The organism is Mesorhizobium sp. USDA 3734, from assembly GCF_056279665.1.
On sequence record NZ_JBWCCW010000001.1, the window covers coordinates 4525876 to 4551210 of the forward strand.

19 protein-coding genes are annotated in these 25335 nt (G+C 59.3%); 13 read left to right on the top strand and 6 right to left on the bottom strand.

Annotated elements, in window-relative coordinates:
• Positions 1-3 precede the first annotated feature (3 nt).
• From ACZ89F_RS21970 to ACZ89F_RS21985, 4 genes are all read left to right on the top strand, one after another.
• Positions 4-1218 (top strand): glycosyltransferase family 4 protein, encoded by a 1215-nt coding sequence (locus tag ACZ89F_RS21970; RefSeq protein ID WP_476094130.1) that lies wholly within the window; start codon positions 4-6, stop codon positions 1216-1218.
• A 17-nt stretch (positions 1219-1235) separates the two neighbouring features.
• Positions 1236-2084, top strand: a complete 849-nt coding sequence (locus tag ACZ89F_RS21975; protein ID WP_476097334.1) for a sulfotransferase family protein — start codon at positions 1236-1238, stop codon at positions 2082-2084.
• A gap of 309 nt (positions 2085-2393) precedes the next feature.
• Complete coding sequence (locus ACZ89F_RS21980; protein WP_476094132.1) at positions 2394-4487, top strand: polysaccharide biosynthesis protein; 2094 nt, start codon at positions 2394-2396, stop codon at positions 4485-4487.
• 19 nt (positions 4488-4506) lie between these two features.
• Positions 4507-5961, top strand: coding sequence for a hypothetical protein (locus ACZ89F_RS21985; protein WP_476094134.1), 1455 nt, complete (start codon positions 4507-4509; stop codon positions 5959-5961).
• Between the two features lie 62 nt (positions 5962-6023).
• On the opposite strand, the gene ACZ89F_RS21990 is transcribed toward ACZ89F_RS21985, so the two are convergent.
• Positions 6024-7364 (bottom strand): O-antigen ligase family protein, encoded by a 1341-nt coding sequence (locus ACZ89F_RS21990; RefSeq protein ID WP_476094135.1) that lies wholly within the window; start codon positions 7362-7364, stop codon positions 6024-6026.
• 198 nt (positions 7365-7562) lie between these two features.
• Between ACZ89F_RS21990 and ACZ89F_RS21995 the strand changes: the two genes are divergently transcribed.
• Positions 7563-9866, top strand: coding sequence for a GumC family protein (locus ACZ89F_RS21995; RefSeq protein ID WP_476094137.1), 2304 nt, complete (start codon positions 7563-7565; stop codon positions 9864-9866).
• Positions 9867-9889: 23 nt separating this feature from the next.
• Here the strand turns inward: ACZ89F_RS21995 and ACZ89F_RS22000 are convergent, their stop codons facing one another.
• On the bottom strand, positions 9890-11020 hold the full coding sequence (locus ACZ89F_RS22000; RefSeq protein WP_476094139.1) for a glycosyltransferase family 4 protein: 1131 nt from the start codon (positions 11018-11020) through the stop codon (positions 9890-9892).
• A 66-nt stretch (positions 11021-11086) separates the two neighbouring features.
• A complete protein-coding gene (locus ACZ89F_RS22005) occupies positions 11087-12199 on the bottom strand; it encodes a glycosyltransferase (RefSeq protein WP_476094140.1) in 1113 nt (370 codons plus the stop codon).
• 365 nt (positions 12200-12564) lie between these two features.
• Here ACZ89F_RS22005 and ACZ89F_RS22010 point away from each other — a divergent pair, with 365 nt between their 5' ends.
• The 7 genes from ACZ89F_RS22010 to ACZ89F_RS22040 are packed head-to-tail and all read left to right on the top strand — an operon-like array spanning position 12565 to position 19399.
• Positions 12565-13815: a polysaccharide biosynthesis/export family protein gene (locus ACZ89F_RS22010; protein WP_476094142.1), complete on the top strand. Its 1251-nt coding sequence runs from the start codon at positions 12565-12567 to the stop codon at positions 13813-13815.
• Positions 13812-14474, top strand: coding sequence for a sugar transferase (locus ACZ89F_RS22015; RefSeq protein WP_476094144.1), 663 nt, complete (start codon positions 13812-13814; stop codon positions 14472-14474). The genes ACZ89F_RS22010 and ACZ89F_RS22015 overlap by 4 nt, the downstream gene beginning before the upstream one ends.
• Positions 14471-15148, top strand: coding sequence for a PIG-L deacetylase family protein (locus ACZ89F_RS22020; RefSeq protein ID WP_476094146.1), 678 nt, complete (start codon positions 14471-14473; stop codon positions 15146-15148). The genes ACZ89F_RS22015 and ACZ89F_RS22020 overlap by 4 nt, the downstream gene beginning before the upstream one ends.
• A 22-nt stretch (positions 15149-15170) precedes the next feature.
• Positions 15171-16346: a DegT/DnrJ/EryC1/StrS family aminotransferase gene (locus ACZ89F_RS22025; RefSeq protein ID WP_476094148.1), complete on the top strand. Its 1176-nt coding sequence runs from the start codon at positions 15171-15173 to the stop codon at positions 16344-16346.
• Positions 16346-17353, top strand: a complete 1008-nt coding sequence (locus ACZ89F_RS22030) for a thiamine pyrophosphate-dependent dehydrogenase E1 component subunit alpha (protein WP_476094150.1) — start codon at positions 16346-16348, stop codon at positions 17351-17353. Before ACZ89F_RS22025 ends, ACZ89F_RS22030 begins: the two co-directional genes overlap by 1 nt.
• A 3-nt stretch (positions 17354-17356) precedes the next feature.
• Entirely contained in the window at positions 17357-18289 is a 933-nt protein-coding gene (locus tag ACZ89F_RS22035; RefSeq protein WP_476094152.1) for an alpha-ketoacid dehydrogenase subunit beta, read from the top strand.
• Positions 18290-18295: 6 nt separating this feature from the next.
• On the top strand, positions 18296-19399 hold the full coding sequence (locus ACZ89F_RS22040) for a NeuD/PglB/VioB family sugar acetyltransferase (RefSeq protein ID WP_476094153.1): 1104 nt from the start codon (positions 18296-18298) through the stop codon (positions 19397-19399).
• Positions 19400-19480: 81 nt separating this feature from the next.
• On the opposite strand, the gene ACZ89F_RS22045 is transcribed toward ACZ89F_RS22040, so the two are convergent.
• Positions 19481-21463 (bottom strand): acyltransferase family protein, encoded by a 1983-nt coding sequence (locus tag ACZ89F_RS22045; RefSeq protein ID WP_476094155.1) that lies wholly within the window; start codon positions 21461-21463, stop codon positions 19481-19483.
• A 545-nt stretch (positions 21464-22008) separates the two neighbouring features.
• Between ACZ89F_RS22045 and ACZ89F_RS22050 the strand changes: the two genes are divergently transcribed.
• Positions 22009-23193, top strand: coding sequence for an acyltransferase family protein (locus tag ACZ89F_RS22050; RefSeq protein WP_476094157.1), 1185 nt, complete (start codon positions 22009-22011; stop codon positions 23191-23193).
• A gap of 39 nt (positions 23194-23232) precedes the next feature.
• On the opposite strand, the gene ACZ89F_RS22055 is transcribed toward ACZ89F_RS22050, so the two are convergent.
• Both ACZ89F_RS22055 and ACZ89F_RS22060 read right to left on the bottom strand, forming a co-directional pair.
• Positions 23233-23907 carry a Crp/Fnr family transcriptional regulator gene (locus tag ACZ89F_RS22055; protein WP_476094159.1) on the bottom strand — a complete coding sequence of 225 codons (675 nt, stop codon included), beginning with the start codon at positions 23905-23907 and terminating at the stop codon, positions 23233-23235.
• 219 nt (positions 23908-24126) lie between these two features.
• Complete coding sequence (locus ACZ89F_RS22060) at positions 24127-24900, bottom strand: LuxR C-terminal-related transcriptional regulator (RefSeq protein ID WP_476094160.1); 774 nt, start codon at positions 24898-24900, stop codon at positions 24127-24129.
• Positions 24901-25335: the final 435 nt, after the last annotated feature.

A 25335-nucleotide genomic window follows, 5' to 3' on the forward strand; every position in this document is an offset into this window, starting at 1 on the left:
GCGATGAGTGATGGGACTGGCCGAGAGCCGATACGGGTTTGCTTTCCATTTGTTGGTGACGATGTCGGCGGAAGCCACATCTCGGCACTTAAGCTCGTCCAGAATCTCGACACCTCAAGGGTCATTCCGGTTTTGGTGCTGCAAGAAACCATGGGGCCGCTCGCAGCGTTTCTGACACGGGAGAGCCAACCCTTCATGGGCTTACCTCCTTTGACTACATTGCCCGCGAAAGGAACAACCTTGGGCGGTGTCGCCACCTATTTGACCAGCACGCTACCGCAGTTGAGCCGTTTTATCAGAGAGCAGAGGTTCGACATCATTCATACCAATGATGGGAGAACGCATATCAACTGGGGCATTGCGGCACGGTTTGCGGGCGCCCGACTGGTTTGGCATCATCGCGGCGATCCCGATGCAAAGGGTGCCAATATTCTTGGGCCGTTAATTGCGGATCGCATGGTGACAGTGTCGCGATTCTCGCGCCCGAAGCATCCGATCCGATCCTTCAATGGGCGCCTCAGCGTTATCCATAGTCCCTTCGATCACCCATCGGTCGTTCCTGACAGGGCCGCGGCCAAAGCCACGCTTCTGAAAGAGCTCGGCCTCGCACCAGGCACACGCGTCCTCAGTTTCATCGGCGGTCTGATCGAACGAAAGCGGCCACTTCTCTTCATCAGCATCATTGAACGTTTCCTACGCGAGCATCCGCAAATCCCGATCGTCGGTTGCGTGTTCGGCAACTCGCCGGCAGGTTGGCCTGATCTTGAATCGGCCGCTCGCACGCTTTGCGTCGAGCGCGGGCTGGATAAAGCCGTGCGTTTCATGGGTTTTCGTAGCCCTATCGAGCCGTTCCTGGCGGCAACGGATGTTCTGGTCGTTCCCGCGATAGGGGAGCCTTTTGGAAGAACGCTGATCGAAGCGATGTTTCTTGGTACGCCGGTGGTTGCGACCGATCATGGCGGAAACCCTGAGGCCATAGAGAATGGGCGGACAGGGTTTCTGGTCGCTCCGGAAGACACCAAAGCTTTCATGGAGCCGCTGCGGCGGTTGCTCTCGGACCCGCCACTGTGGGCACGCATCAGCCAGGCAGCCAGGCAGCAAGCCTGCTTTTCCTATGGCACGCAGCAACACGTCGAAAGGGTCATGGAAGTGTACTGGGAAGCCCTCAGCGTCCCGGCAACGGCCAGGTTGGCGTGCAGTACGATAGGTGAAAAGTGATCGAAGAGGGTTCGACAGTGCAGGCAGAGGATATCGACTTCCTAATTATCGGCGCCGCAAAATGTGCCACGACCTGGCTGCAGCAGTCGCTGCAGGCCGATCCGGCTGTCAGCATGCCGGACCCGGAGTTGCACTACTTCAGTCGCCACTACGATCGTGGCGACGACTGGTACTTCCGCCAGTTTGACAAAACCCGTCCTGGACAGCTCGTCGGCGAAAAATCGAACTCCTACCTGGATACGCCGTCGGCACCACAACGGGTTCACCGACTGCTCCCTCATGTCAGATTGATCGTGCAGCTTCGCAATCCGGTCGAACGTGCATACTCGGACTACTGCATGCTCTTCCGCCGCGGCGAAGTGGACCGCGACATAGACTCTTACCTTGACGTGCGCAGGGATAGACCCGGGCGTTTTCTCGCCGGCGGCCTCTACTGCGCACAGTTGCAGGCCTATTTGGATCTCTATCCAAAGGATCGGCTGCTTGTCCTGTTTTTCGAGGAAACGGTCGCAAGGCCCCTCGAGCAGTTGAGCAGGGTTAGGGAGTTTTTAGACCTCCCCGCGAGCGAATTTGCTTTGCCTGTGGCCAAGAAGGTGAAGGACCGCAGCGAAGCTATGGTTGGGCCGCAACTGCGCAAGATGATGAGACCATTGAAACCCCTTGTTCGCCCCTTCCGGAACAGTTCGCTCTTCGGGGCAGCACGGGGTGCCCTGGCTGGAAGGATTGCTTATCCACCCTTCACCGCAAAGCTGCGATCCCAGCTCGTTGATTTTTATGCAACCGATGTCGAGCAACTTGGCACACTGGTGCAGCGGGACCTGTCCGGCTGGCTGGTCCAGACTGGCGGAAGTACCTCTTTGGATTAACTCGGCAAAGTCCCGTTTGCGGTTCTGATAGGTATTCCATGCACAAAAGCATGTGTTGCGTCAAAAGCGGGCAAAGTGCTCCATGGCAACCATAACATCGTAGCCTCAGGTCCGAACAATTGCAGGCCAACCTGTTCTTCATTGAACAGGGACTGGCAGGCATGGATTTATGTCTACGAGTTCAAACAGCCGCGTATCTTGACGCGCCCTCTTGGAGCGCGGCGGCTAAGCTTTGTCGAGGGTCCTAGGATGAGCCAGTTAGATCAGCCATTTGCGGCAGTCGGTCCACTCGGAGGCCAATCCCTTTTAATGGCCACTGCAATCGCTCTCGGCCGTCTTGTCAGCAAACCGCGCACAATTGTTCATGTTCTGTCGTACTTGCGTCGACGGGTGATCGGGCGCGCCAAGGCCGTTGGCAAGAATCTTCATCTCTACGTCTTCGATCTGGCGATGGCGCTCGCGGCCCTGTCGTTTGCTTCATTCATGCGACTGGGCCTTGACGGAGATGTCACCAGTCCGGAAAGCTATCATTCGCTGCTTTTCGCACTCCCCTGTTTCCTGCTCACATGCGCCGTGGTCTTCCCGGTGACATGTCTCTACACCCGCAACTGGCGATATGCATCCGTCGGCGACATGCTCGGTATCGTTCGCGCGGTAATAGTCGCATCGCTCGCCTTCGTGTTTGTGATGTTTGTGGCGACACGGCTCGATTCGATTCCGCGCTCGGTGATGGCGATCGAGGTTCTGTTGCTCGTGCCGCTGCTCATCTCAGTTCGAATCCGTTCCAAGCTCCTTGAAGTGAGCCGCTTTGGCCCGGCCGCGAGCAGGGCAAAGAATGGACGCGACATGGTCCCTGTCCTGCTGATCGGTGCAGGCGATGCGGCTGATCTTTATATTCGCGCGCTGCAGCGGGACCCGGATGCACGCCATTGGCCGGTCGGCCTGCTGGAAAAAGGTGCGGCCACCGAGGGCTATTTTCTGCGTGGCGTGCCGATCTTGGGCGACATCGCTGATTTCGACGCGGTGATTAACGACCTGGAGGGTCGCGGCATCAAGCCCCGGCACGTGATCTTCACTGAACGAGTACCTGGTCTCGTTGACCCAGCGCTCGAAGCGCTGATCGACCGGGCCGAACGTCTGGGCATCGCTGTCTCTCGCCCTGCCCCCGTCCTGGAACTGCGCAATCCCAAACACGAGAGTCGCTTTGAATTGCGCCCGATCGAACTCACCGACCTGCTGGAAAGGCCGCAGGCGGTGCTTGATAAGGGTGCGTTGTCGCGAATGATCGGAAACAGTCGCATCGTTGTGACCGGCGCCGGCGGCTCCATCGGCGGCGAACTTACACAGCAGATTGCCGCGCTTGGTCCGGCCGAAGTGATCCTGATCGATAACAGCGAATACAATTTATACGCCATCGATCTGGAGTTGGCGGAGAAATTTCCGAATGTGCGCCGGAAGCCATATATCTGTGACGTGCGCGACCCTGTTCGCCTGGGCGAGATCTTCCAACGGCATGGTGTCGACCTGGTCTTCCATGCGGCGGCGCTCAAACATGTGCCGATGGTCGAACTGAATCCCTGTGAGGGCATTCTTACCAATGTCATCGGGACAATGAACGTCGCAGAGGCGGCGCGCCTTTGCGGTGCAAAGGCAATGGTTCAGATATCCACGGACAAAGTTGTGAACACGACCAACGTCATGGGCGCCACCAAGCGCCTGGCCGAACTCTATTGCCAGTCCCTGGACCTCGCTTTTGTCGCCAGCGACACCCCTTCCCGCTTCATGACTGTTCGTTTCGGCAATGTCCTGGGTTCAAGTGGGTCGCTGATCCCGCTGTTCAAGCGCCAACTCGCCCATGGCGGTCCGCTGACCGTAACCGATATGGAGATGAAGCGCTTCTTCATGACGATAAGGGAGGCGGTTGAGCTCACCTTGCAGGCATCGGCCCATGGTCTGGAGAAAAGACTAGGACAGGGCGAAATCTTCGTTCTCGACATGGGAGCGCCAATCAAGATCATCGACATGGCGCGCCGCATGATCAAGCTCGCGGGGTTTCGGCCAGATGAAGACATCAAGATCAAGATTGTGGGATGCCGGCCTGGAGAAAAGCTGTTCGAGGAACTTTTCGACGAAAGAGAAAGACGTGTCGACGTCCCGATTTCCGGGGTCTTGGGTGCCGTGCCCAATCCGGTGCCGCTTGACACGCTTCGCAAGGCATTTTCGCAATTGCGCCGCCTGGCGAGAGCTGGCGACACTGGGGGTGTGCTAAGCCTTGTTGCCGAACTGCTCCCCAGTTACCGCAGAGAAGAAGCAAGGCCTTCGGCCACGTCAGCGCCATTCGTGCCTCATGTGATAGTCGGTTCGGCCAAGGCGACCACGCCTCCACGCGAGGCGGCCGCTTGATGCCGGTGGGGGCGCTGCGGTGCTAAAACATCTTGCCCCGGCTCTGTTTGTAGCGCTGTCGTGCGGCACTGCACTGGCCGGCGGATCTCAACCGACCGTGGTCGAGGCACGAGGCGCGATCGAGCGCGCGGGTGCCTACTTCCGTGATCACCTCGGTGTGGCAGGAACCTATGTATGGAAATATTCGCTTGATGGCCAAAAGAGGGTGGGCGAAGGCGGAGCCGTGCCGGCAAGCATCGGCTGGGTGCAGCCGCCCGGCACGCCTGCGGTCGGAGCTGCCTTCCTGCGCATTTTCGAGGTTACCGGCGACAAGCAATGGCTTCAGTCCGCCCAGCTTGTGGCAACGGCCCTGGTCAGGACGCAGCTGGAGTCCGGCGGATGGTTTTACAAGATCGAGACCGACCCGCAAAAGGCGGCGACATGGTGCTACCGCGTACTGAAGGTGGGCGGGGACGCCTGTCACGATATCAAGGACAATCCATATCGCAACGAGACTGTACTCGACGACAACAACACACAGAGCGTGCTGAATTTCCTGATGTGGTTCGACCGGGCGAGCGGCGGTTCGGATCCGGATGTCCGGCCCTGCATCGACAAGGCGCTTCACCGATTGATGCGGGTGCAGTACCGAAATGGGGCTTTTCCAGTCTTCTTCAAGGGAGCAGCACCAGGTGCGGATGTAGAGATAGCCGCCAAGGCAAGTATTCCGGCCAGTTGGTCGCACGAATGGCAGAAGCCTGATCGTCCGCCCTACTTCATCGTCAATGACAATCTTCCTCGCGATATGGGTCGCCTTTTTCTCAATGCGTACCGCACGTATGGTGATCCCGCATATCTCAAGGCGGCGGAGAAGGTCGGTGATTTTCTCCTTGCGGCTCAGCTGCCCGCGCCACAACAGGGCTGGGCTCAGGGTTATGATCGTTCCATGCAGCCGGTATGGGGTCGCAAGTTCGAGCCGCCAGCCGTCGTCTCGCGCGAAACCGCTGGCAATATCGACTACCTGATCGAGTTGAACGAACAAAACAAGGATGCGCGGTTGCTTGACGCGGCGGTGTCCGCGGCCACGTGGTTGCAGGCGGCGCGCCTGCCCGACGGTCGATGGGCACGTTTTTATGAACTCAACACCAACCGGCCGCTTTACATTGATGATGACGGCCAGGTGACCTTCGACGACAAGAACCTCCTGAAACACTACGGCATGAAAACTGGGGCCGAAATCGAGCCAGTGTTCGGTCGGCTGGAACTCGCCAGGCGCGGCTTGTCGGTTGCCCATCAGCAGCTGTGGATCAGTGCCGCGGATGAGTTGAGCATCGGCGAACTGAGTTCGAAGGTGGGTCAACTCATCAACAGTCAGGACGCCCAGGGACGCTGGGTCGAGGGCCGGTTTGTCGAGGGAAAGGACTTTGTCGACGGCGTGTTCGCTCTCGCTCGCTTTATCTCCTCGGAAACGTCAGAATCGGGATCGGGGAAGTAGGTTCCGCACACGCTCTTGCCATGGGTCTTCCGGCCGCCGAGGGGGCATGCCAGGTGGTGTGCCTAGATCGGTCTGCGTTGGAGCGACCGCAAACGCCCCCGCTGGGAGCGGGCGCCGCGAAGGAAGCGTGCGACCGTTCTTGGAACTGGACCCTCGCGCAAGATCGCAACACTGGGCGCTATCCCAAGCATGAGAGGCACAACAAAAAAACGACTGTAAAGATGCGGCAGCGCATTGGCCAACGCCGCGAAGAGGAGGACCGTCGCCAGCGTACAAATGGCGGATACTCTTCCTTCGCGGAGCCGGGCAGCGAGCATGCCAATGACTATGCCGGCTACCAGCAGGAGCAGAAAGCCGATCAACCCAGGCAGCCCTGCCTCGACCCATATCAAAAGATAGACGTTGTGGACCGGAGCATGCAACTCGCTGAAATGTCGATACTGGTCAGCACCGATGCCAAGCAGCGAACTGCTGTCCGCTTTGCCGATGGCCTCATGGATAAGCCGCATACGGTCAGCAAACGTACCAGCCTCATCAATGTCGCCATTCTGCAACGCGTTCAGCACACGGCGCTGGAAGATGGGTGGCAGGAAGTCGCGGCCCCATGTAACGATGATAAAGAACGTGGCGAGCGACGACACGGTCAACATGATGATACGACGCCACGAGCCTGTCATGACAACGAAGACGGTGAGCGCGAAGACAAGGCCAATCAGGCCCGTGTTGGAGCCCGTCAGAACAATACCATACGCAAAGAGCGGCACTCCGATCCAGGCCCAGCGAGGCCGCGCGCACCCCGAAGCGACCAGCCACAACAGCAGGGGAACCGCCAGTGCAATCAGCGTCGCGCACTCGTTTTCACGTTCGACCCAGCCGATAAAACGGCCATTGCCGCTGGTCAGGTTTGTGCCTTGTTGCTTGAGGATGTCGATGACCAGTATGCCATGCAGGCACATCAAGCCGATCGAGCAGATAAGCGCCTTTATGAGGAGAACCGTTTCGCTCCAGGGCCTCGATGCCAGCATGAAGGCCAGGAGAAAGTAGGCATAAAGATATTGTGCAGAAATGATGAACCCTCGCTGCGGATCACCATGGATCAGGCTGCTGAGCAGCAGCATGCCACAAAGGAGTGCCACCCCGACGTTCCACAGAAGCGTCCCGGCCCCCAAGGGGGCTGGCGAAAAGGATTTCCCCAGCACCATTGCCAAAACCGCCGCCAGAGCGAAGGCATCGCTGGCGGTGAAGTAGAATGTGTCGACGCGAAGGATGTTGCAGGGCGTCAGGAAGACGGAGGCCGCAGCCAACCAGAGCCCGATCTTTTCGGTCGCCCTTGGCAACGACGCTGCAGCCGGCCTGCGGTCGGGCTTTGCCCAATACCCGCGAGGGACTCCGGCGTGATTCATCGTCACTCCTGAAACCTACTTGAGTTCTTTTCACCGCCATCATGGACATGCAGTTCGGTGCATCTGCCAAGATAGGCCCCCGGCCACTGACGCTATCCTTTCGGATAATTCCCGTTGCTGCGACTAAGCCTCTTGAGCGCGCTGGCGTCCGTGCAACCGTGCTAAAAACCTGTCGCTTGGATTGGGTTTCGAACTGGCTTGAAGACCGGTGAGAACGACGAACAAACCTCAGGGGCGCGATCGGTGAGCTTGGTAGACGAAAACAGCGTATGGAACCGGCTGGGACCATTCCTTCAAGAGCCGCTCGAGCCCGTGGAAGAACGGACTTTCGGCGCGCGCGAACTTTACAGTCTTTTCCGTAGACGCCTCCTCTTGATCGTTGCGATCGTCATTGCTGGCACCGCATTGGCACTCATCGCCTCAGTGGAGCTTCCCAAGACATATACGGCTCGTTCCATGATCGTTGTCGAAACCGACGACCCCAATCCTCTCGACACTACGCAGGCGCAGCCGAACCAGCAGCCTGACAAGTCGCGGATGGACACCGAGGCGGATTTGATCACCTCTCGCGTGTTTGCCAGCCTGGTCGTCGACAGGCTCGACCTCATCAAGGATCCGGACTTCAACACCTACCTGCCGCCAGCAGTTGCAGGTGGAACTTCAATCCTCTCGATACCGCAAAAGATCTTGGCGCTGGTCGCCGGCGCCAATGCACAGGATGCGTCTCTGCCGCCCCAGAATGTTCAACAGGATCGAGCGATTTCGTCGTATCTGGCAAGCCTGTCAGTCGATCGCTCCGGCGAAAGCGCGGCGATGACGATCTCGTTCTTCAACGACGACGCAGCAACCGCGGCCGGGATAGCCAACGCAACGGCCAGACTGTTCGTGGAATGGTCTCGTGACAACAAGCGGCAGGACATCAAGGACGCCGTCGGCTTTTTGAGACAGCAGTCGACCGAGCTTGCGTCGCGGATTGCTGCGATAGAAGGCCAGATCGCCAAATATGCGAGAGAACATGGCGTATCCAGCGATCCGCGCGATGATCTGCTGCGCGCCTCGATCCAGCAGGCTAACGAACAACTCAGCACCGCCAGAGGTGAATACACGCAAGCGCAGGCGCGCCTCGCCCAGGTCAAGCTGGCGGCCAAGACCGGCGACGCGGGCGCCGACGTCGATCCTCTCCTCTCATCGGACTTCCTGACCTCCCTGCGCAACGACGAAGCGACGGCGATGAGGGATCGCGCGCAACTGGCCGGCAACTACGGTCGAAATCACCCTCTGGTCCAAGAGGCCGATGCAAAAGTGGCTGCCGTCCGTGCGATGATTTCTCAAGAGATGCTGCGAACGATTGCAATTCTGGAAAATGACGTGCGCGTTGACGAGGGCCGGGTGGACCAACTCACCAGGACCTTGGAGGCTTCCAACGAGGAACTGCGGCAACGGAGCCTGGCTGAGGCCAAGCTTCGTGAACTGAACAACAATCTGACGACTGAGCAGAAGCTCTACGACCTCGTGTCCGGTAAACTTGGCAGTCTCGATCCGTTTTCGGAAGCGGTCGAGCCCGGCGTGCGAACCGTCTCCATGGCGGAGATCCCGACCAGCCCTTCCTTTCCCAAGCTTCGTTTGATGCTTGCGGGCGGTTTCGCCGCATCGCTGGTCCTGGCTTTGATTCTAGTGCTGACACTTGAAAGCATGGATGTTCGGATACGCGATTTGCGACGGGCATCGAAGCTGATCCGTGCCCCCCTGCTGGCGTCGATCCCGCGATTGCCCCGGAAGTTCCTGCGCCCCGCCCTGCCCCCTCTCGAAACCCTGTTGTCAAAACCACGGTCGGCTTTTTCCGACGCTTTCCGATCGCTTTACAGTGCCTGCACCAGGATGAACGGCGGGCGGGGCAAACATGTTGTTCTGGTCACCTCCGGCCTGCCCCAGGAAGGCAAGACAACGACAGCCATGGGCCTTGCCATGGCCGCTGGAATGGACGGCGCCTTGACTGCGCTGATCGATCTGGATCTGCGAACCCGCAACCTCCACACCTCCATGGGGCTTGGCTCCGCCAGCAAAACACTCGATGACTATTTGCGTGGGGATTGCCGTCTGGCGGAAATCGTTCAGACGCTGTCTGAAATTCCGCAGCTCGATGTGATGGCGCCGGCGGCCGACGACCAGACTTCGCCGGAATTCCTCAACTCCAGCCAGCTTGCCAAATTGCTGGAAGCGTTCCGGCTCGAGTACGACGTGGTGATCATCGACGCACCGCCTATGCTCGTTCTGGAGGACGCAGTCAGGATTGCTGCCTCTGTGGACACTGTGGTGGTCGTGGCTGCGTGCGACAGCACAACGCAAGAGGCTCTGTCCCAGGTTGTCGAGCGTCTACGGTTCACCGGCGGCCCATCGATCGGCTGGGTGTTCAACCGGGTGGACCCATTCCAACAGGCTCATGGTGCATTCCGGAAAGCCTATCTGAGACGGCAGCAGATCCGGCGCTATTTCCCCGTTTGACTGTCGGTGAGGGCCCCGACCGACTATAGTCCCATCGCCTCGAGCAGGGTATGGTTTACCTTGTGAACGTCGAAGCGTTCTTCCGCAAGTTTTCTTGAGTTGGCGCCCATTTTCACGGCGAGATCCTCATCTTCAAGAAAGGCTCGCTGCGCCGAGGCCAGAGCCTCCACATCTCGCGGCTCGACCTGAAAACCGTTCTCCCCGTCGATGACCGTTTCTTGGCAGCCAGGTGCGTTGGTCGTAATTATCGGCCGCCCCGTCGACAAGGCCTCCAGCGCGCTGCGAGGAATGCCCTCGCGATAGTAGGAAGGCAGTACAAACACCGTGGATGCGGTCAGATAGGGGCTGACATCGTGCGTTTCGCCGAGATACTCCACGGCTCCTTCCCTGGTCCACTGGTCCATTTCGGCTTTCGATATGGAGAGAGGACTGGGATCGAATGGCCCGAGAATCTGGAAACGCGCGGCACGGTGCTTGGTCTTCAGGATGCGTGCAGCGGCGGCAAACTCGGCAATCCCCTTTTCGCGAAGCAAGCGGGCAATCAGAAGGAAGACGGGAGGCCCCGGCGGTGGACGGCTGGCGGCAAACAGCGTCAGATCGACCCCGGAACCTGCAACCCTGATCACCGGCGTCTTCGCAGAAACCATCCCATGGCGCCGGATGTCGGAAGCGTCGGCTTCGTTGTAGGCGAAAACAGCTTCGCAACCGATCAGGGCCGAGCGGTAGAGAGCAATGCTCAACCGGCGCAGAACAGTTGCGCGCAGTCCGGTGACGCTGCCGCTGAATATGAAGCCGAACCCTGTAAAGAGTGCGAACCGCCGAGGTACTCCTGCAAGTCGGGCCGCCAGTCCACCATAGATGATAGGCTTCATCGTGTACGGCAGGACGATGTCCGGAGCCAGGCGGCGCATTAGCCCGTAGAGCGCCTTGAGCGTTTGCAGATCTGCCAGCGGATTGGTGCCCGTCCTGGCCATTGGAATCTGTTGGAAATTCACGCCAATCGCGCCCAGCTTGGCGATGGCTTGTTCGTCATTGTCGGGGGCGAGTGCGGTGACCTCGTGCCCGGCGGTGACCATGGCTTTCAACAATTCGAGGCGAAAATTGACAAGCGAACGCGTCAGACTGGCGATGACGACGATCCGCTTGCCGCGCATCGCACCATCCCCAGCAGCAGGAAAATGATCTCTTCCATTCGCATGCACAACACCCACCAGTCGCTCCTATCGGCCCAAGATATGGCGACGACACCCCAGAGCTGTTCCGTAGAGTTCCAGGTGCCGATCGACGTAAAGCGACAGCGAGAAGTTCTCCATGACCCTGCGACGCGCCTGTTGGCCCAGAGCGCGGCGCTCGGCCGGTTGAAGGCCGACAAGCCTGATCAGCCCGGCGGCCAGTGCACCACTATCTCCCGGTGGGACGACCACTCCGCTGTCACCGACCAGCCAACCGGAGTCGCCGACCGCCGTGACCACCGCCGGCACGCCACTTGCCATCGCCTCGCCGACGGCAAGGGAAAAAGCCTCGCCCCAGGCTGAACAAAGCGCGTAGACATCGAAGCCCGGCATGAGGTCGGCAACGTCACTGCGGATGCCCGCCGTTGTAATCCGGTCGTCTATGCCGAGCTCACGGGCAGCGACCCGCACCGGGCCGTCGACATGCCCCTCCCCGATAAACACGCCCTGAACATCGTACCCCTGCGCCAGGACACGGCTGATGGCCCGGACCAGGCTGATCTGGTCTTTCATGGGATGAAACCGTGCCACATGGCCGATGATCAGCCGCCCGGCCGGCAAGCCGAACAGATGGCGCAGTTTCGCACCGGCGTCGGCCGAGGGAGAGAATTGATCACAATCCGTGCCATTCGGGATAACCACCCTGCGACGCGGATCAAAGCCCAGACGCTCGTGATCGTCGGCGGCCACGCGTGAGCAATACGAGATCGCGCTGGCGCGGCCCGACAGACGCGCCGAGAGCCGGATCAGATGGCGCGTCAACGGCTTCTCGTCGGCGAGATCACGAACTGTGTGATGGATGCTCCAGATTACCGGCGAGAAATTGAGCCCCAGCACCGAGCCGAGCGTTGCCGCGATGTTGCCGTGATACATCCATCCATGAAGAAGATCAGGGGCGGCCCTGCTTATCGAGCGCGTCAGCCGAAAGACATCGCGCGGCCGCGGTCTTTCCGTCATGCTGAGCGACACGAGCCCGGATTTTGTATGCTCCACCTGTGCGGCCAACGGCCCAGGTGAAAGCAGCGACAGAACCGAAGACGAGAAGCGGTTTTGGTCGACCTGGCCAAGAAAGCGGGCAAGCATGACCTGGGCGCCGCCCACGTCGAGACTGGTGATTGTGTGCAGAACACTTGTGTGCACGAAAAGCTTCCCAGTTGCCTGCGGCGCCCGCCACGAGGAAGCGTTCGATCGGCCGACAGTATCCAGCCGCACCATACGTTGGTTGCGGTCGACATCCAGTTAGCCAAATTGGGTGGGCACGAGACCGAAGGTTATCACTGCTCCACCAAAGGTATGACTCATGGTCCTCGCGCAGGTGTCGCTAGGGTCTTCACAGGAAATTTCTGTGGTGGGCTTCCATGGCGTCTTGTTGCAATGCGGCGCGGAGCGGGCGATCGATAGGCGCCTGGGTCGGCATCCTCGTGAAGGCGTTGGGGCCTGCAGCGATTGCGGTTCCCGCGATTGCAATGATCCTGGCTTGCCAGAGTGCTGCCTGGGCGGCGGCGAACGATGACTACAAGCTCTCGGTCGGTGATGTGGTGTCGTTCGACTTCATCGACGATTCGCTTCCTGCCGAACAGCTGACAGTGGCCAGCGATGGCGCGGTCAACATTCCGCTGATCGGCAGCTTCGAAGTTGGCGGCCTGACGGTGCCCGACGCCTTGAATCATATCCGTAAGGCGTTCATCGATCGTGAGTTCTTCAATGACCCGCATATAGCCCTGGCGGTGGTCAGCTTCCGTCCAATTTTCGTCCTTGGGGACGTCAAGGCGCCGGGCTCGTTTCCTTACCAGCCAGCACTGACTGTGGAGCAGGCGGTGGCGCTTGCCGGCGGCCAATCGACCGGCGGAGCCACTGCCGAGGACCGCGTCGTGACGCGCGCCCGGTTGCGCGGAACGCTCGACGAAAGCGTGGTCCAGATCGCCAAGGAAGCAATCGCTGCCGCGCGCATCAAGGCCCAGTTGGCAAACAGCGACAAGATTTCGGAACTGGATATGCCTGCCAAGGTCAAGGGCCTCATGAACGCCAATCTGATCGCAACGCTGCTTCCGACCGAACAGCGCATCCTTGAGACAGATCAACACGCGCTGACCACACGTCGCAAGCAGCTCTCGGCGGGGATCGACGAAGTGAATGTCGCCCTCGCCAATATTCAACAGCTTTCGGAGATACAGAAGACCGTGATCGCTTCGTCGCAAGCCGATCTCGAGCGCGTCAGGGCCCTCAACAAAAAAGGTCTGGTCACGCTTACAGACCTCTCGAACGCCGAGCGCGAGGCGACCACGCAGCAATCCCATCTGCTTGAAATCTACAATCAGGCGTCGACCGTGCGCCGAGAATTGAGCCAGTTGCAGCGCGACCTTGATGACGCCACACAGACCTGGACGCACACCGCGCTGACTGACCTCCAAGCCCACAACTCTGAAATCGAACGGCTGATCGCAGTTCGCGAGTCGACCGAGGAGCAGATCCTGCTGCTGAGCTCACTGGCCTCGGAGCAGACACGGACCAACAACACCATCGCGTTCACTTACCAGATCCGCCGTAAACTGAATGGCCAGACCGCCACCAAGGTGGCGACCCTCGACGATGCGGTTGCGGCCGGCGATACGATCTTGGTGTCGATAAACCGCCTGGACAATGCCCTGGACCTAGCAAGCCGTCTGGACGCTCCTTTGGCGGTTCCCCCTTCCGTCCAGGTCGGACCGTCGCAATGATCGGCCTCAGCAACCCGATCGCTCGCACCACCGAGTGGACTGCTCGAGTGCCGATCGGCCGGGCGATGCCCAGCAGGATCGCCTCTATAGTGCTTTTGGTTCTCAGCCTGCCGCTATGGATCGTGGCCGCCGCGGTTGTCTGGGTGAGTGTGGGCCGTCCACTATTCTTCCGGCAGATTCGCAGCGGGCTGGGAACTCGCCCCTTTATGATCTGCAAGTTTCGTACGATGCTCGAGAGGCGAGATGCAGATGGCGCGCTGCTCCCTGACGCTTTGCGTGAGACGCCCGCCACCCGGTTGATGCGCGCCATCCGTATCGATGAGCTGCCTCAACTTCTCTCCATAGCCACAGGCGACATGGCGTTCATAGGACCGCGCCCGCTGCTCCCGGCCACCGTCGCCGAGTTCGGCGAGCTGGGGCGCATTCGCAGTACGGTCCGGCCCGGCTTGTCTGGCTGGGCACAGGTGAACGGCAACACTCGCCTCACCAACAGCGAAAAGCTGGCGCTTGACCTCTGGTATGTGCGCAACCGCAGCCTGTGGCTCGATCTGCGGATACTGGTTCTAACCGTCCAAGTGGCCCTGTTGGGCGAACGCGTCGACCGCCGCCATGTCGATCACGCTCTGAAGGCGATGCCCGCCGGGACGGTTCGGTCATGAGCCCGGCCCTTGGTCGACTCCTGGTGATCGCGCCGCATCCTGACGATGAGGTTCTGGGGTGTGGCGGCACGATAGCCCGGGTCGCCGCGGAAGGCGGGGAAGTCCATGTTGCCGTGGTTACGCGAGGCTGCCCACCTGCCTTCACCGAGGAGATGACGCAACGGGTTCGCTGCGAGGCAAAGACGGCCCATGCCTGTTTAGGCGTGCGACAGACGCATTGGCTCGATCTGCCTGCCGCGCAGATTGCCCAGACACCACACTCGACCGTCAACGCGGCGCTGCAAGCTCTGCTGCAGGAGGTCAAGCCGGACACGTTGCTTATCCCCTTCGTCGGGGATGTTCATATGGATCATCAACTGATCTTCCTGTCGTCGCTGGTTGCGGCTCGTCCCACCCAGTCCCACTACGCACGGACGATCATGGCCTACGAGACCGTGTCCGAGACGAACTGGAATGCACCCTATGTCACGCCGAGCTTCGTGCCGAATGTCTTCCTGGACATCGAAGCGACACTCGAGCGCAAACTCGAAGCTGCGTCGATGTTCGGTTCGCAGATGAAGAATTTCCCGCACGAGCGTTCGATCGAAACATTACGGGCGCTGGCGATTGTCAGGGGCACCGCTGTCCATCTGAGGGCGGCCGAGGCCTTTGTCCTCCTGAGAAATGTCATGTGAATTCTAGCTGGAGTGTTCCAAGATGAAACGCTGGCCGATTTACGATGAAGAACAGATAGCCGACGTTGTGGATGTCCTGCGGTCTGGCCGGGTGAACGCCTGGACCGGCGACCATGTGAAGACCTTCGAACGAGCCTACGCGCGCAGCCTCGGCCGACGCCATGCGGTGGCGCTGGCCAATGGCTCCCTCGCGCTCGACCTTGCAATGAAGATCCTCCATATCGGCGCCGGCGACGAGGTGATCGTAACGCCCCGCAGTTTCGTTGCATCGGCCGCTTGCGTCATGTTTGCCGGTGCAACACCTGTCTTCGCGGATGTCGACCCGACATCGGGCAATCTTTCCGCTGAAACGATCGCGCCGAAGATAACGGCGAGAACAAGGGCGGTCATTGTCGTCCATATCGCCGGATGGCCGTGCGACATGGCGCCAATCATGGAACTTGCAAAGCGCAGCGGCATCAAGGTCATCGAGGATTGCGCACAGGCGCATGGAGCCGAATACAACGGACGACCGATCGGCTCCTTCGGTGACATCGCGGCGTTTTCGTTCTGCCAGGACAAGATCATCACGACGGGTGGCGAGGGCGGACTTGTCGCGATGGACGACAGGAAATTGTGGCTCGCCGCGTGGAGCCTGAAGGACCACGGCAAGAACTACAATGTGGTCTTTGCCCCTCATCGGCCGACCGGGTTCCGCTGGTTGCATGACAGCGTCGGCACGAACTGGCGCATGACGTCCATCCAGGCCGTGCTTGGTCTGCGGCAGCTCGAACGTCTGCCAGACTGGGTTCGTCAACGCGAGCGCAACGCCAACATCTGGATAAGGACGCTTGCCGATTTGCCGATGCTACACACGCCCCGGCTCGATCCGGCTCACAGGCATGCCTGGTACCGATGCTATTTCTATGTCAAGCCGGAGATGTTGTCTTCGGGATGGTCGCGGGACGAGCTGATTGCGGCCGTCAATGCGGCAGGCGTTCCATGCTTCTCGGGTAGCTGCTCCGAGATTTATCTGGAGCATGCCTTCGCGGATGCCGGGGTGGCGCCGCCCGAACGACTGCCAGTCGCGCGGCAGCTGGGTGAAACGAGCATCGCGTTCCTGGTCGACCCGTCCTGGACGATGGAGGAGACTACGGCGGCGGCGACGGCGACGCGCTCCATCCTTGTTACGGCTTCGCGCCAGCTCGAGGCGGCTTGATGAACGAGCTTGCGATCAGGAAAGATGGAGACATTCCAGCGTCTTCTTTTGGAGAGCTGAAATTGGTGCCGTCTTCAGCACTACAGAACCTTACCCTCCCCCAAGCAGAAAGGACGCTGCTCGGGTTCGAATTGCCGACTGTGGCCCGACTTTATCAGCAGATGATCCTCATCCGGCTCGTAGAGGAGCGCCTGCTCGAGCTTTTTTCCCAAGGTCTCCTGTTCGGCACGACGCACACATCCATTGGACAGGAAGCCAATGCCGTGGGGGTGGTCAACGCTCTTGACCGGGATCGCGACATTGTCTGGAGCAACCACCGCTGCCACGGTCATTTCATTGCCTATTCGGGTGAGGTCGAAGGCCTGATCGCCGAGATCATGGGGCGTGTAACAGGCATTTGCGGAGGGCGCGGCGGTAGTCAGCATCTGTGTTTCCGCAACTTCCACTCGAATGGTATCCAAGGAGGCATAGCGCCCGTGGCGGTTGGCTGCGCGCTGGCACGAAAGGATGAGGGCGCCGTGGCAGTGGTTTTCCTGGGCGATGGTACGATGGGCGAGGGAGCGGTTTACGAGAGCTTGAACCTCGCTTCGGTTTTTGGTGCCCCCGTGCTTTTTGTGGTCGAGGATAACGAAATCGCCCAAACAACCCCAAAGAATCTCACCGTTTCCGGTTCGATCATCGCCAGGGCCGAACCTTTCGGTATCCGCACGTTCGCTTACGACGGCAATGATCCAGTCGAAATATGTGAGCTTGCCCAAGAGGCGGTAGACTATATCCGCGCCGAATCCCGCCCGTGCTGGCTCTATTTGCGCACCGAACGGATTGGCCCCCACAGCAAGGGCGATGACACCCGGCCGGCCTTGCGGCTTGAACAGGCTCGAGCCCGGGATCCCATCCCTCCGATGCGCCGGCGCGTTGCGCATTTCGAGGAGATCGACGCCTTTTGTCGATCTGCCGTGGACCGCGCAGTCGAATCCGCAGCCGCGGCTGCCCTGGCGAGAGGCTGACCCATGCGCGTCGTCGAATCGATCAATCGTGCGCTACACGATCTTATGGAAGCCGATCTGCGCCTGGTAATCCTGGGGGAGGACATCCTCGATCCCTACGGCGGTGCATTCAAAGTCACCAAGGGCCTCTCTTCGGCCTATCAGGATCGTGTCTGGACCACGCCGATCAGCGAGGGCGGCATTGTAGGCATGGCGGCGGGCATGGCTCTCAAGGGCAGGCCTGTCATCGTCGAACTCATGTTCGGCGATTTCATCGCCCTTGCTGCCGACCAGATCATCAACCACGCAGCCAAGTTCCGTTGGATGTACAACGATCAGGTTGAGGTGCCCATCACTATCCGCGCTCCCATGGGTGGACGGCGCGGCTACGGGCCGACGCACTCGCAAAGTCTGGAAAAGCATTTTTGCGGCGTGCCCGGTCTCACCGTGTTTGCAACGCATGAGTATGCGGATCCGGGTGCTCTGCTACATCGAGCCCTCGCGTCTAGGTCCCCTCACCTGATAATCGAAAACAAGGTCATGTATTCGAGACCCGTGCTCGGTGCAGGGGCCCTTCCACGTCCGACGGATTCGGACGTCGTGATCCTGACATATGGGGGTTGCGTCGAGCACGCGGTTGCGGCCGCAAACAAGCTCGCTGAAGAGGAGGAAATTGCGACCACCGTGGTGGCCGTTGAACAGCTCTCGCCCTTTCCTGGCGTGGACGTCCTAAGCCAGGTCGGCCGCTGCAGCCGCGTTCTCGCCGTGGAGGAAGGCTCTCCCGGCTGGGGCTTCGCGTCCGAATGCGCACGCGCTCTGATCGGTCGGGTCAAGCACTTCAGCGCATTGGCCGGGCCAGACCACCCCATTCCCTCGAGCCGCGAATGGGAGGATGATCTGCTGCCAGGCGTGGACGCCATCCAGGCGGCCTGCATCGATCTGTTCAAGAAGGGCTAAGCTTTCATGAGTGTGCTTGTCGAAGCCCCGCGGGTTAACGCCAACGAGGACAATCTTCAGCTGATCGAGATCAGGGTCGTGCCGGGTGAGAGCGTAGAGCAAGGAGCTATTCTCTTTGTCCTTGAGACCACGAAGGCTGCCGTCGAGGTTGAGGCCCCCCAGGCAGGGGTTATCGGCCGGCTCGACGTCAAGATCGGCGATTTCGTCGCTGTCGGCTCAACGCTGTGCGAAATCGCCGACGAAAATGCGAATGCCGAATCCGGAACGGCCAGCCCGGCCAGTGTCGCGGTCAACGAGATCGCGATAACGGCCAAGGCCCGCAAGGCCGCGTCCGAGCTCGGGGTCGATCTTGCGGATGTCAGTCCCTCCAACGGCCGCATCGGCGAAGCCGAGGTGCGCGCGGCGGCCAGCCGCCGATCCGAGGTCATAGCCGCAGGATCGGACGGGGTGCAGTCCGTCGTTCCTTCCGCGTCCACGCGGCGGGCTGTCATCATCGGCGGCGGCGGCCACGCCGCCTGTTTGATCGATGCTCTCGATGGGTCCGGATACGACATCCTCGGTTGCACCGATCAGGCTCTGCCCGTTGGCCACCAGGTCTGCGGTGGCATTTCGGTGATCGGTACGGAAGAGAGCCTGGAGCGTCTGCTCGCCGAAGGCGCGCGCTACGCCTTCATCGGCATCGGGGGAGCCCAGTCAAGCGAGGCGAGGCGGGCAATGTTTGAACGCGCCTCGGCCATGGGCTTCGTTCTGCCGCCCGTGATCCATCCATCCGCGATCGTCTCCAAGGCGGCCAGGATCGGACATGGCTGCCATATTCTGGCCGGCGCGAGCATCGGTCCGCGCTGTACGATCGGCAACAACGTCATCGTCAATCAGGGGAGTATCGTCTGCCACGACAGCATCGTGCAGGACAATGCACACCTGACTCCGGGCGCCATCCTCGCCGGCGCGGTGAGCGTCGGAGCCATGACTGTCGTGGGAATGGGCGCAACGGTGCTGCTGGGCGTCCAGATCGGCTCCGGCTGCCTGATCCACAATGGCGCGCACATCAGCGCAAATGTCGGAGACGATACGATCGTTGACGCTCAGGGCCGCCGACATCTCCGCTAAGGCGATTTCAAGGAAAGTAGTGTGAAACGGCTTTCTGCGTTTCCGTTCAAATGCGACGCGCTTTGGAGCCTTGTTGGAACTTCAGGCGCCTTGTCGCAAAGCTCTTGCAAGCAACGGCACGAGTGTCTCGGAACCAGGGATGCTAAGGTGGTGGCTGTCAAAATACAGCAGTTTTCCGCCCATCATGACAACACACCGTTCCTGCGGACAAAGTGCCTGCGTTGGATAAACACGAACGAGCCCCGGATGTTGGCCCAGCCTGTCCAGAACGCCAAATGCAATCTGCTGCCGCTCCCGGTAGAGGCGCTCTGACACGTTGAAGCCAGACAGGTCATGTCCCTGCGCTACGAGTCGAGCTGCCGTGGAGGGGACATCATAACCCACCTCTGGGACCGGATAGACGATGATCACGTTCTTGCCGGCTTCGAGGAGCCGACGCACACTTTTTCTCAGAGATATTTCGAATGCCTGGCGCGCCTCGTTTGAGAAGCGGTCGAATTGAACGCCCTTGCGATCCTGCAACTGGGGAAGATCGCCGTTGCGTTCTGCCGGTCCAAGTTCGACCGCACGACCCTCCAGGTAGAGAGACCACCTGGCAGCGATTATGACGGTCTTCAGCTCTGGGCGGCTGAGGACGTATTTGAGCCGTAGATCGTTTCCCTGGATGCACGCTCCGTCAGTTCCGACCCCAAGCAGAGGGGGACAGCGGGGAGTGGCGCCGTAGACCGTGCTTGCGCCATTTGCAGCCAACTCGGACATCGCACCGAACAGAGCTCCGGCGTGCGAATCCCCCCACAGGAAGATGCGGGCATTTTCAGAGGTGCCTATTGTACAGGGAGACTTTGCCGCAAGCTGAAGCAACACGTTTGCGCATTTATCCGCTTCAGGGTTGGCAGAGAAAGCATAGCTGGACAACACATTCACGTCCTTGGAGAAGCGCGTCGGCCAGCCGTTATCATGATAGATTACAGCACCGGTTATCACCACGGCGACGATGGCCAAAGTACCTCCAGCCAAGACGGACACGGGGCGGCTTACTCGCGACGGCACCCGCAGCGGCCGCTCAATGTATCGCCAGGACAGGAGCGCCAGCGTGAACGAGACAGTCACCAGGCCAACAGACTGAAGCGAACTCAGCTCATCGATCGCCAGGTAACTACCCAGAACAATCAGCGGCCAATGCCAAAGATACAGGGAGTAGCTTATCAGACCCACGCCGACGAACGGCTTTGTCGAAATCAGTCGCGTGACCCAGCAGTTCGCCTCACGTCCTCCGTGAACGACAAGGGCAGCGCCGATGCACGGAAGGAGCGCCGTGATACCAGGGAATGAAGTCGTCTCGGAATAACCCAGCACGGCAGCAGCGATCAGGAGGAGTCCCGCCCAGGTCGCCACCTCACCCTGCCAGCGCTTGGTGAGACGTGGGAATGCTTCGAGCGCCATGAGGCTGCCCAACAGAAGCTCCCACGCCCTAAATGGAGTCAGGTAAAAAGCAGCAGCATCATCGTACTGCATCACCACGATAGTTGCGATGAACGAAATTCCTGCCAGGCTCGCAATGAGACTACGAACATTGCTGGTTCCCAGGCGCCAGATTGAGACAAGGAATATCGGAAACAGGATGTAGAACTGCTCTTCCACCGCCAGGGACCAGGTGTGGATGAGTGGCTGGTCGTAGGTTTCTCCGTCAAAATAGCCCGTCTTCAGCCAAAATCCGATGTTGGACGAGAACAGAGCCGTCGCGACGGAGTTGCGACCGAAGCGTCTGAAGTCATCGGGCAAGAAGATGAAGGCGCATGCCAGCGTACAGACCGCCAGCATGGCGAACAACGCGGGAAAAATGCGGCGTATACGCCGCTCGTAAAAATGCCAAACCGAGAACTCGCCTGCCTGCAGATCTCTGGCGATCAATTGTGTTATCAGGTAACCAGAGATGACAAAGAAAATGTCGACACCGACATACCCGCCGCTGACATTGGTGAAACCGGCGTGAAACAGCACAACCGACACGACAGCGATGGCGCGTAAACCATCGATGTCGGCGCGATAGGTTGGAGCCGCCAATGCTGTATGGTGCGATGCTGGCCACGAGGGTTTTCGACAGTCCAACATCACGCCGGCAGCGAGGCTGGGCCGATGAGCTTGATAGCGTGACATACCGATGCTGTATAAAGGCACTCTCGCACCGCTGTCCGCCCGCAATAGGAGGTAACCTGCGGCTAAATCGGACTACGCCGTGGGCCCTGCGAGCATGATCGAAATGGCTTCTGAAACAACAGCGAGGCGCGGAGGTCCGGAGGCTTTTCCCGGGCGGAGCGGTTCGACGTAGCGACTTGCGGCCGTTTTGGCGTCCTGGCAGCCGAAAAGCCCGCCAATTCTGATCCGATGCAGGTCAAGCTCCGCCCCGCTGCGGTTCAGCGCTCGCCTGCGGCGAAGACGACCTCCGTTAATGTCGCCGATCCCGCAACGCGGCTGCTTGATCATCGGGTGGAGTTTTCCCGCGGCAGCCCACTACTTTTGGGCAAGGGTGTCCTTCGAATTCCTGAGCATTGCAAAATCTGGATCGGTGTAGGTTGGAATGGTCTGCGGGGTCCAATTTGAAGGCTCAAATGGCTGTTGCGCATCCCCATCCTCTGAATTCATCTGACGCACCGCACGTCCTGCGCGACGCATCCGTGAAACCAGTTTCCGACAAGTCATTCAATGTGGCTGCGCACGGGCTTCGCGGTGTTGCTTCGCTGATGGTGTTCTTCGCGCATCTCCTAGGGGGCACGGCGGAGCACATCTACGCCTCGAATTTGGCCTATGTCGCCGCCATTGGGCCCTTCTGGAATTTCGGCACTTTCGGGGTGTGCCTTTTCTTCGCCATCAGTGGCTTCGTTATCCTTCCGAGTGCGCTGCACTACAGTCCGCGTGAGTTCGCTGCCCGGCGGTTCCTGCGCGTCTATCCGCTGTTCTTCGTTCTCAGTGTGCTTTACGTGGCGCTGAACGCCGCAACGAACCTCTATCCCGATACCAACAATCTCACCGCAATCCTCGCGGGGCTGACGTTCCTGAATCTTTTCTCCCACACAGAGCAGCTGACGCCGAATGCCTGGAGCCTGACCTTCGAGGTCTGGTTCTATGTGTTTACCGGCGCCTTCGTGTTCCTCGCGATTCATCGCCCCAGCAAGCTCGGCATCGCCGTTTTGAGTCTGCTTGCGGCGTTCTTTATCGCCAGATACCCGATTGCCTTGTATTTCGTCGCGGGCGGGCTGATCCGACTCGCCTACGATCGATATGATTGGGTGCGTGTTGGCCACCATCGGCTCGCCGAGAGCGCGGCCCTGGCAACGTGTGTCCTTCTGTCCGCCCGCGGCCACTACGATTATCACTGGTCCGATTTCCAGAATGCCGAAGTGCCAGTGCTGGTCGCCGCGACAGCGCTGTACTTCTGCCTTGCGGTGTCGCGAAACAGCTTGACGACGCTGGTTCTCGGCAATCGGCTTCTTCGCTACTTCGGAACGGTCAGCTACAGCCTGTACCTGGTGCATCCCTATACCTATTTTCTGACGCGCTCGATCTTCTCGCACGCCCACCTGTTCACCGCCAACGTCGTCATCTCGATGGGCGCCTTCATTGTCGCGGCGAGCGCGATCACGTGGATACTCACGCATTTCGCGAACCGCACCCTGGAGCTATGGCCCTATGAGTTCGTCTATCGTCAGAAGATCTACCGCTCGACATCGCAGCCGAATGCTGTTCGGTCGTGGCTTGGCCTAGGGACCAAAAGATTCGCATGGCCGCGAGGGTAACGCCGTCGCGCGCAGTCCATGGCTTGAAAGCACGGCTGATTAATCGTCAGACTTGGACAGCAAATCCGTCAACCGGGACAAATCGGGCACATAAAGCTCCTTTGCGCGGCGCAGCACTATCCCGACACTCTGCAGGTAGCTGAGTTCGCGGGCTACGGCTTCGCGATGCGTGCCGATGCGATTGGCCAGATCCGTATGCGTGGGAATAGGAGAAATCATAGCCGAACCGTCGTTGTCGATATGTTCGACACATAGGCGCAGCAACTCGCTATGCACGCGCGATCGAACGCTGAGCGTCGAGAGTTCGACGATATGCTCGACAAGCGCATGCTGGCGTTCGACCAACATCTGGACGATGGCCTGAAGCGCCTCGGGATCGTTCTTGACTATATCCAGGAAGGCCCGATTTCCGATGGAGGCGATGGTGCATGGTCCCGCGGCTTCAATCGAATAAGGCACCACGAGAAGATCGCCGCTTAACGCCACTCCATTGACGAGTGATCCCTGGTGCGCTGACGGGAGCCAGACTATCTTGCCTGTACGGGTATAGACAGGGAAGCGAAGTTCGCCCGTCAAAAGAAAAAAAACTCGATCGACCCTTTCACCGGCCGGGATCAAGACATCACCGTCTTCAAGATGGAACCAATGACAGCGGCGGTTCATCTCGGCCAGCGTGGACGGACGAACAGCGTGGAAATGCTCGATATCGCTCAAATCCGGACTTTGTGACGTGCTTCTATCGGCTGTGGGAGTGGTCTCCCTCTCCGTCTGCGAAGCCGAAAATCGATCGGGCGGTTGTTTCAACTCTTCTTGCCCCCTGCAAAATGTCGAGGCGTAAGCAGACCCTCTAGATTGAGGGCCTGATGACGCCAACCGGCATCGTTGCCGCGGGCAAAAAACCTATCACTTCTTGACCGAGGCGGCAGCCATGCCTCAATTCCGTATGCTGATACCATCATAAGGCGTTGTGTTAAGGATATAGGCTACCTCGGTACGGTTTCTCGCGCGAAGCTTTTTCATGACATTGCGAATGTGCACCTTAACCGTGCTTTCGCACATATTGAGTTCGTATGCGATCACCTTGTTGGCCTTGCCTCGACGCAACGCTTCGATCACCGCCATCTGGCGCGACGTGAAGACATTGTCGCCCTGCGGCTGCTTGGCTGGTTGGCTGTCCTTGATGGCCTGGCCCGAATTCAAGAGCACACTCGGCGGTATGAAAGTCCCTCCTGCCGCGACAAGCTGAATCGCCTTTGCCGCAACCTGCAGGCTGACACTCGTTGGAATGTAACCGCGCGTGCCGCTTTCCATTGCCTTGAGGACATCGTCAAAGCTTTCGATATCCGAAAGCATCACGATTCCCAAAGACGGTCTGGTTGCCCTGAGATGGGCAATCCGTGATAGATGGTAGTCTGCTTGAGAGTTCGACCACATGACGCACAGCAAGACGGTCGAAACACACTCGGTCTCTTCTTGGCTGGCGGCGTCGAACGCTTCGACGGTGGGATAGCGCTGGATGCGAAATGATGGCTCGATGAGCTCGAGGCTTCTGGCGAAGCAGTCGCACATCAGCGGCCTATCATCGATAATTGCTATCTCCATCTCCTCCCGCAAGGAGGCAGATCCGATATGATTGACATTGGCAACAGGTGAATAAGGAGCCAGATCGATTTTGACCGGCTGATCGGTATTAGACAGAATTGTCATGGCTTATCCCCAACCCAAAGGTTCAACTCAACACCAGCGGAATTCACCCCAACGGAGAATCCGCCTTAGAAGACCCACCTCCTTAATGCATTAGTAATAACTTGCGGATTCATGAGGCGGTGTGACAAAACGCACAGCATGAATATAATCGCATTTTTTTGAGAGGATTAGATCCGAGGCGGGGCAGATATCGTTGTACCGAGCCTGCCTCCACCAAAAGGTGTACGCTCGACGAAAAGGATGTCTTGTCGCGCCGGATGCTGCCTATAACCAATTGCAAACAGGGATTTCACATGACTTCAATTTTAAATCTTCAAACGTTCGCACCAATCTCCAAAGTATATCAAGTAAACTTGCAATTATTTCATTGTTAACCGAAAGTGCATCTTTGGCAGCATGCTCATTCCGACCGTCAAGCCACGAGTGGCCTGACGC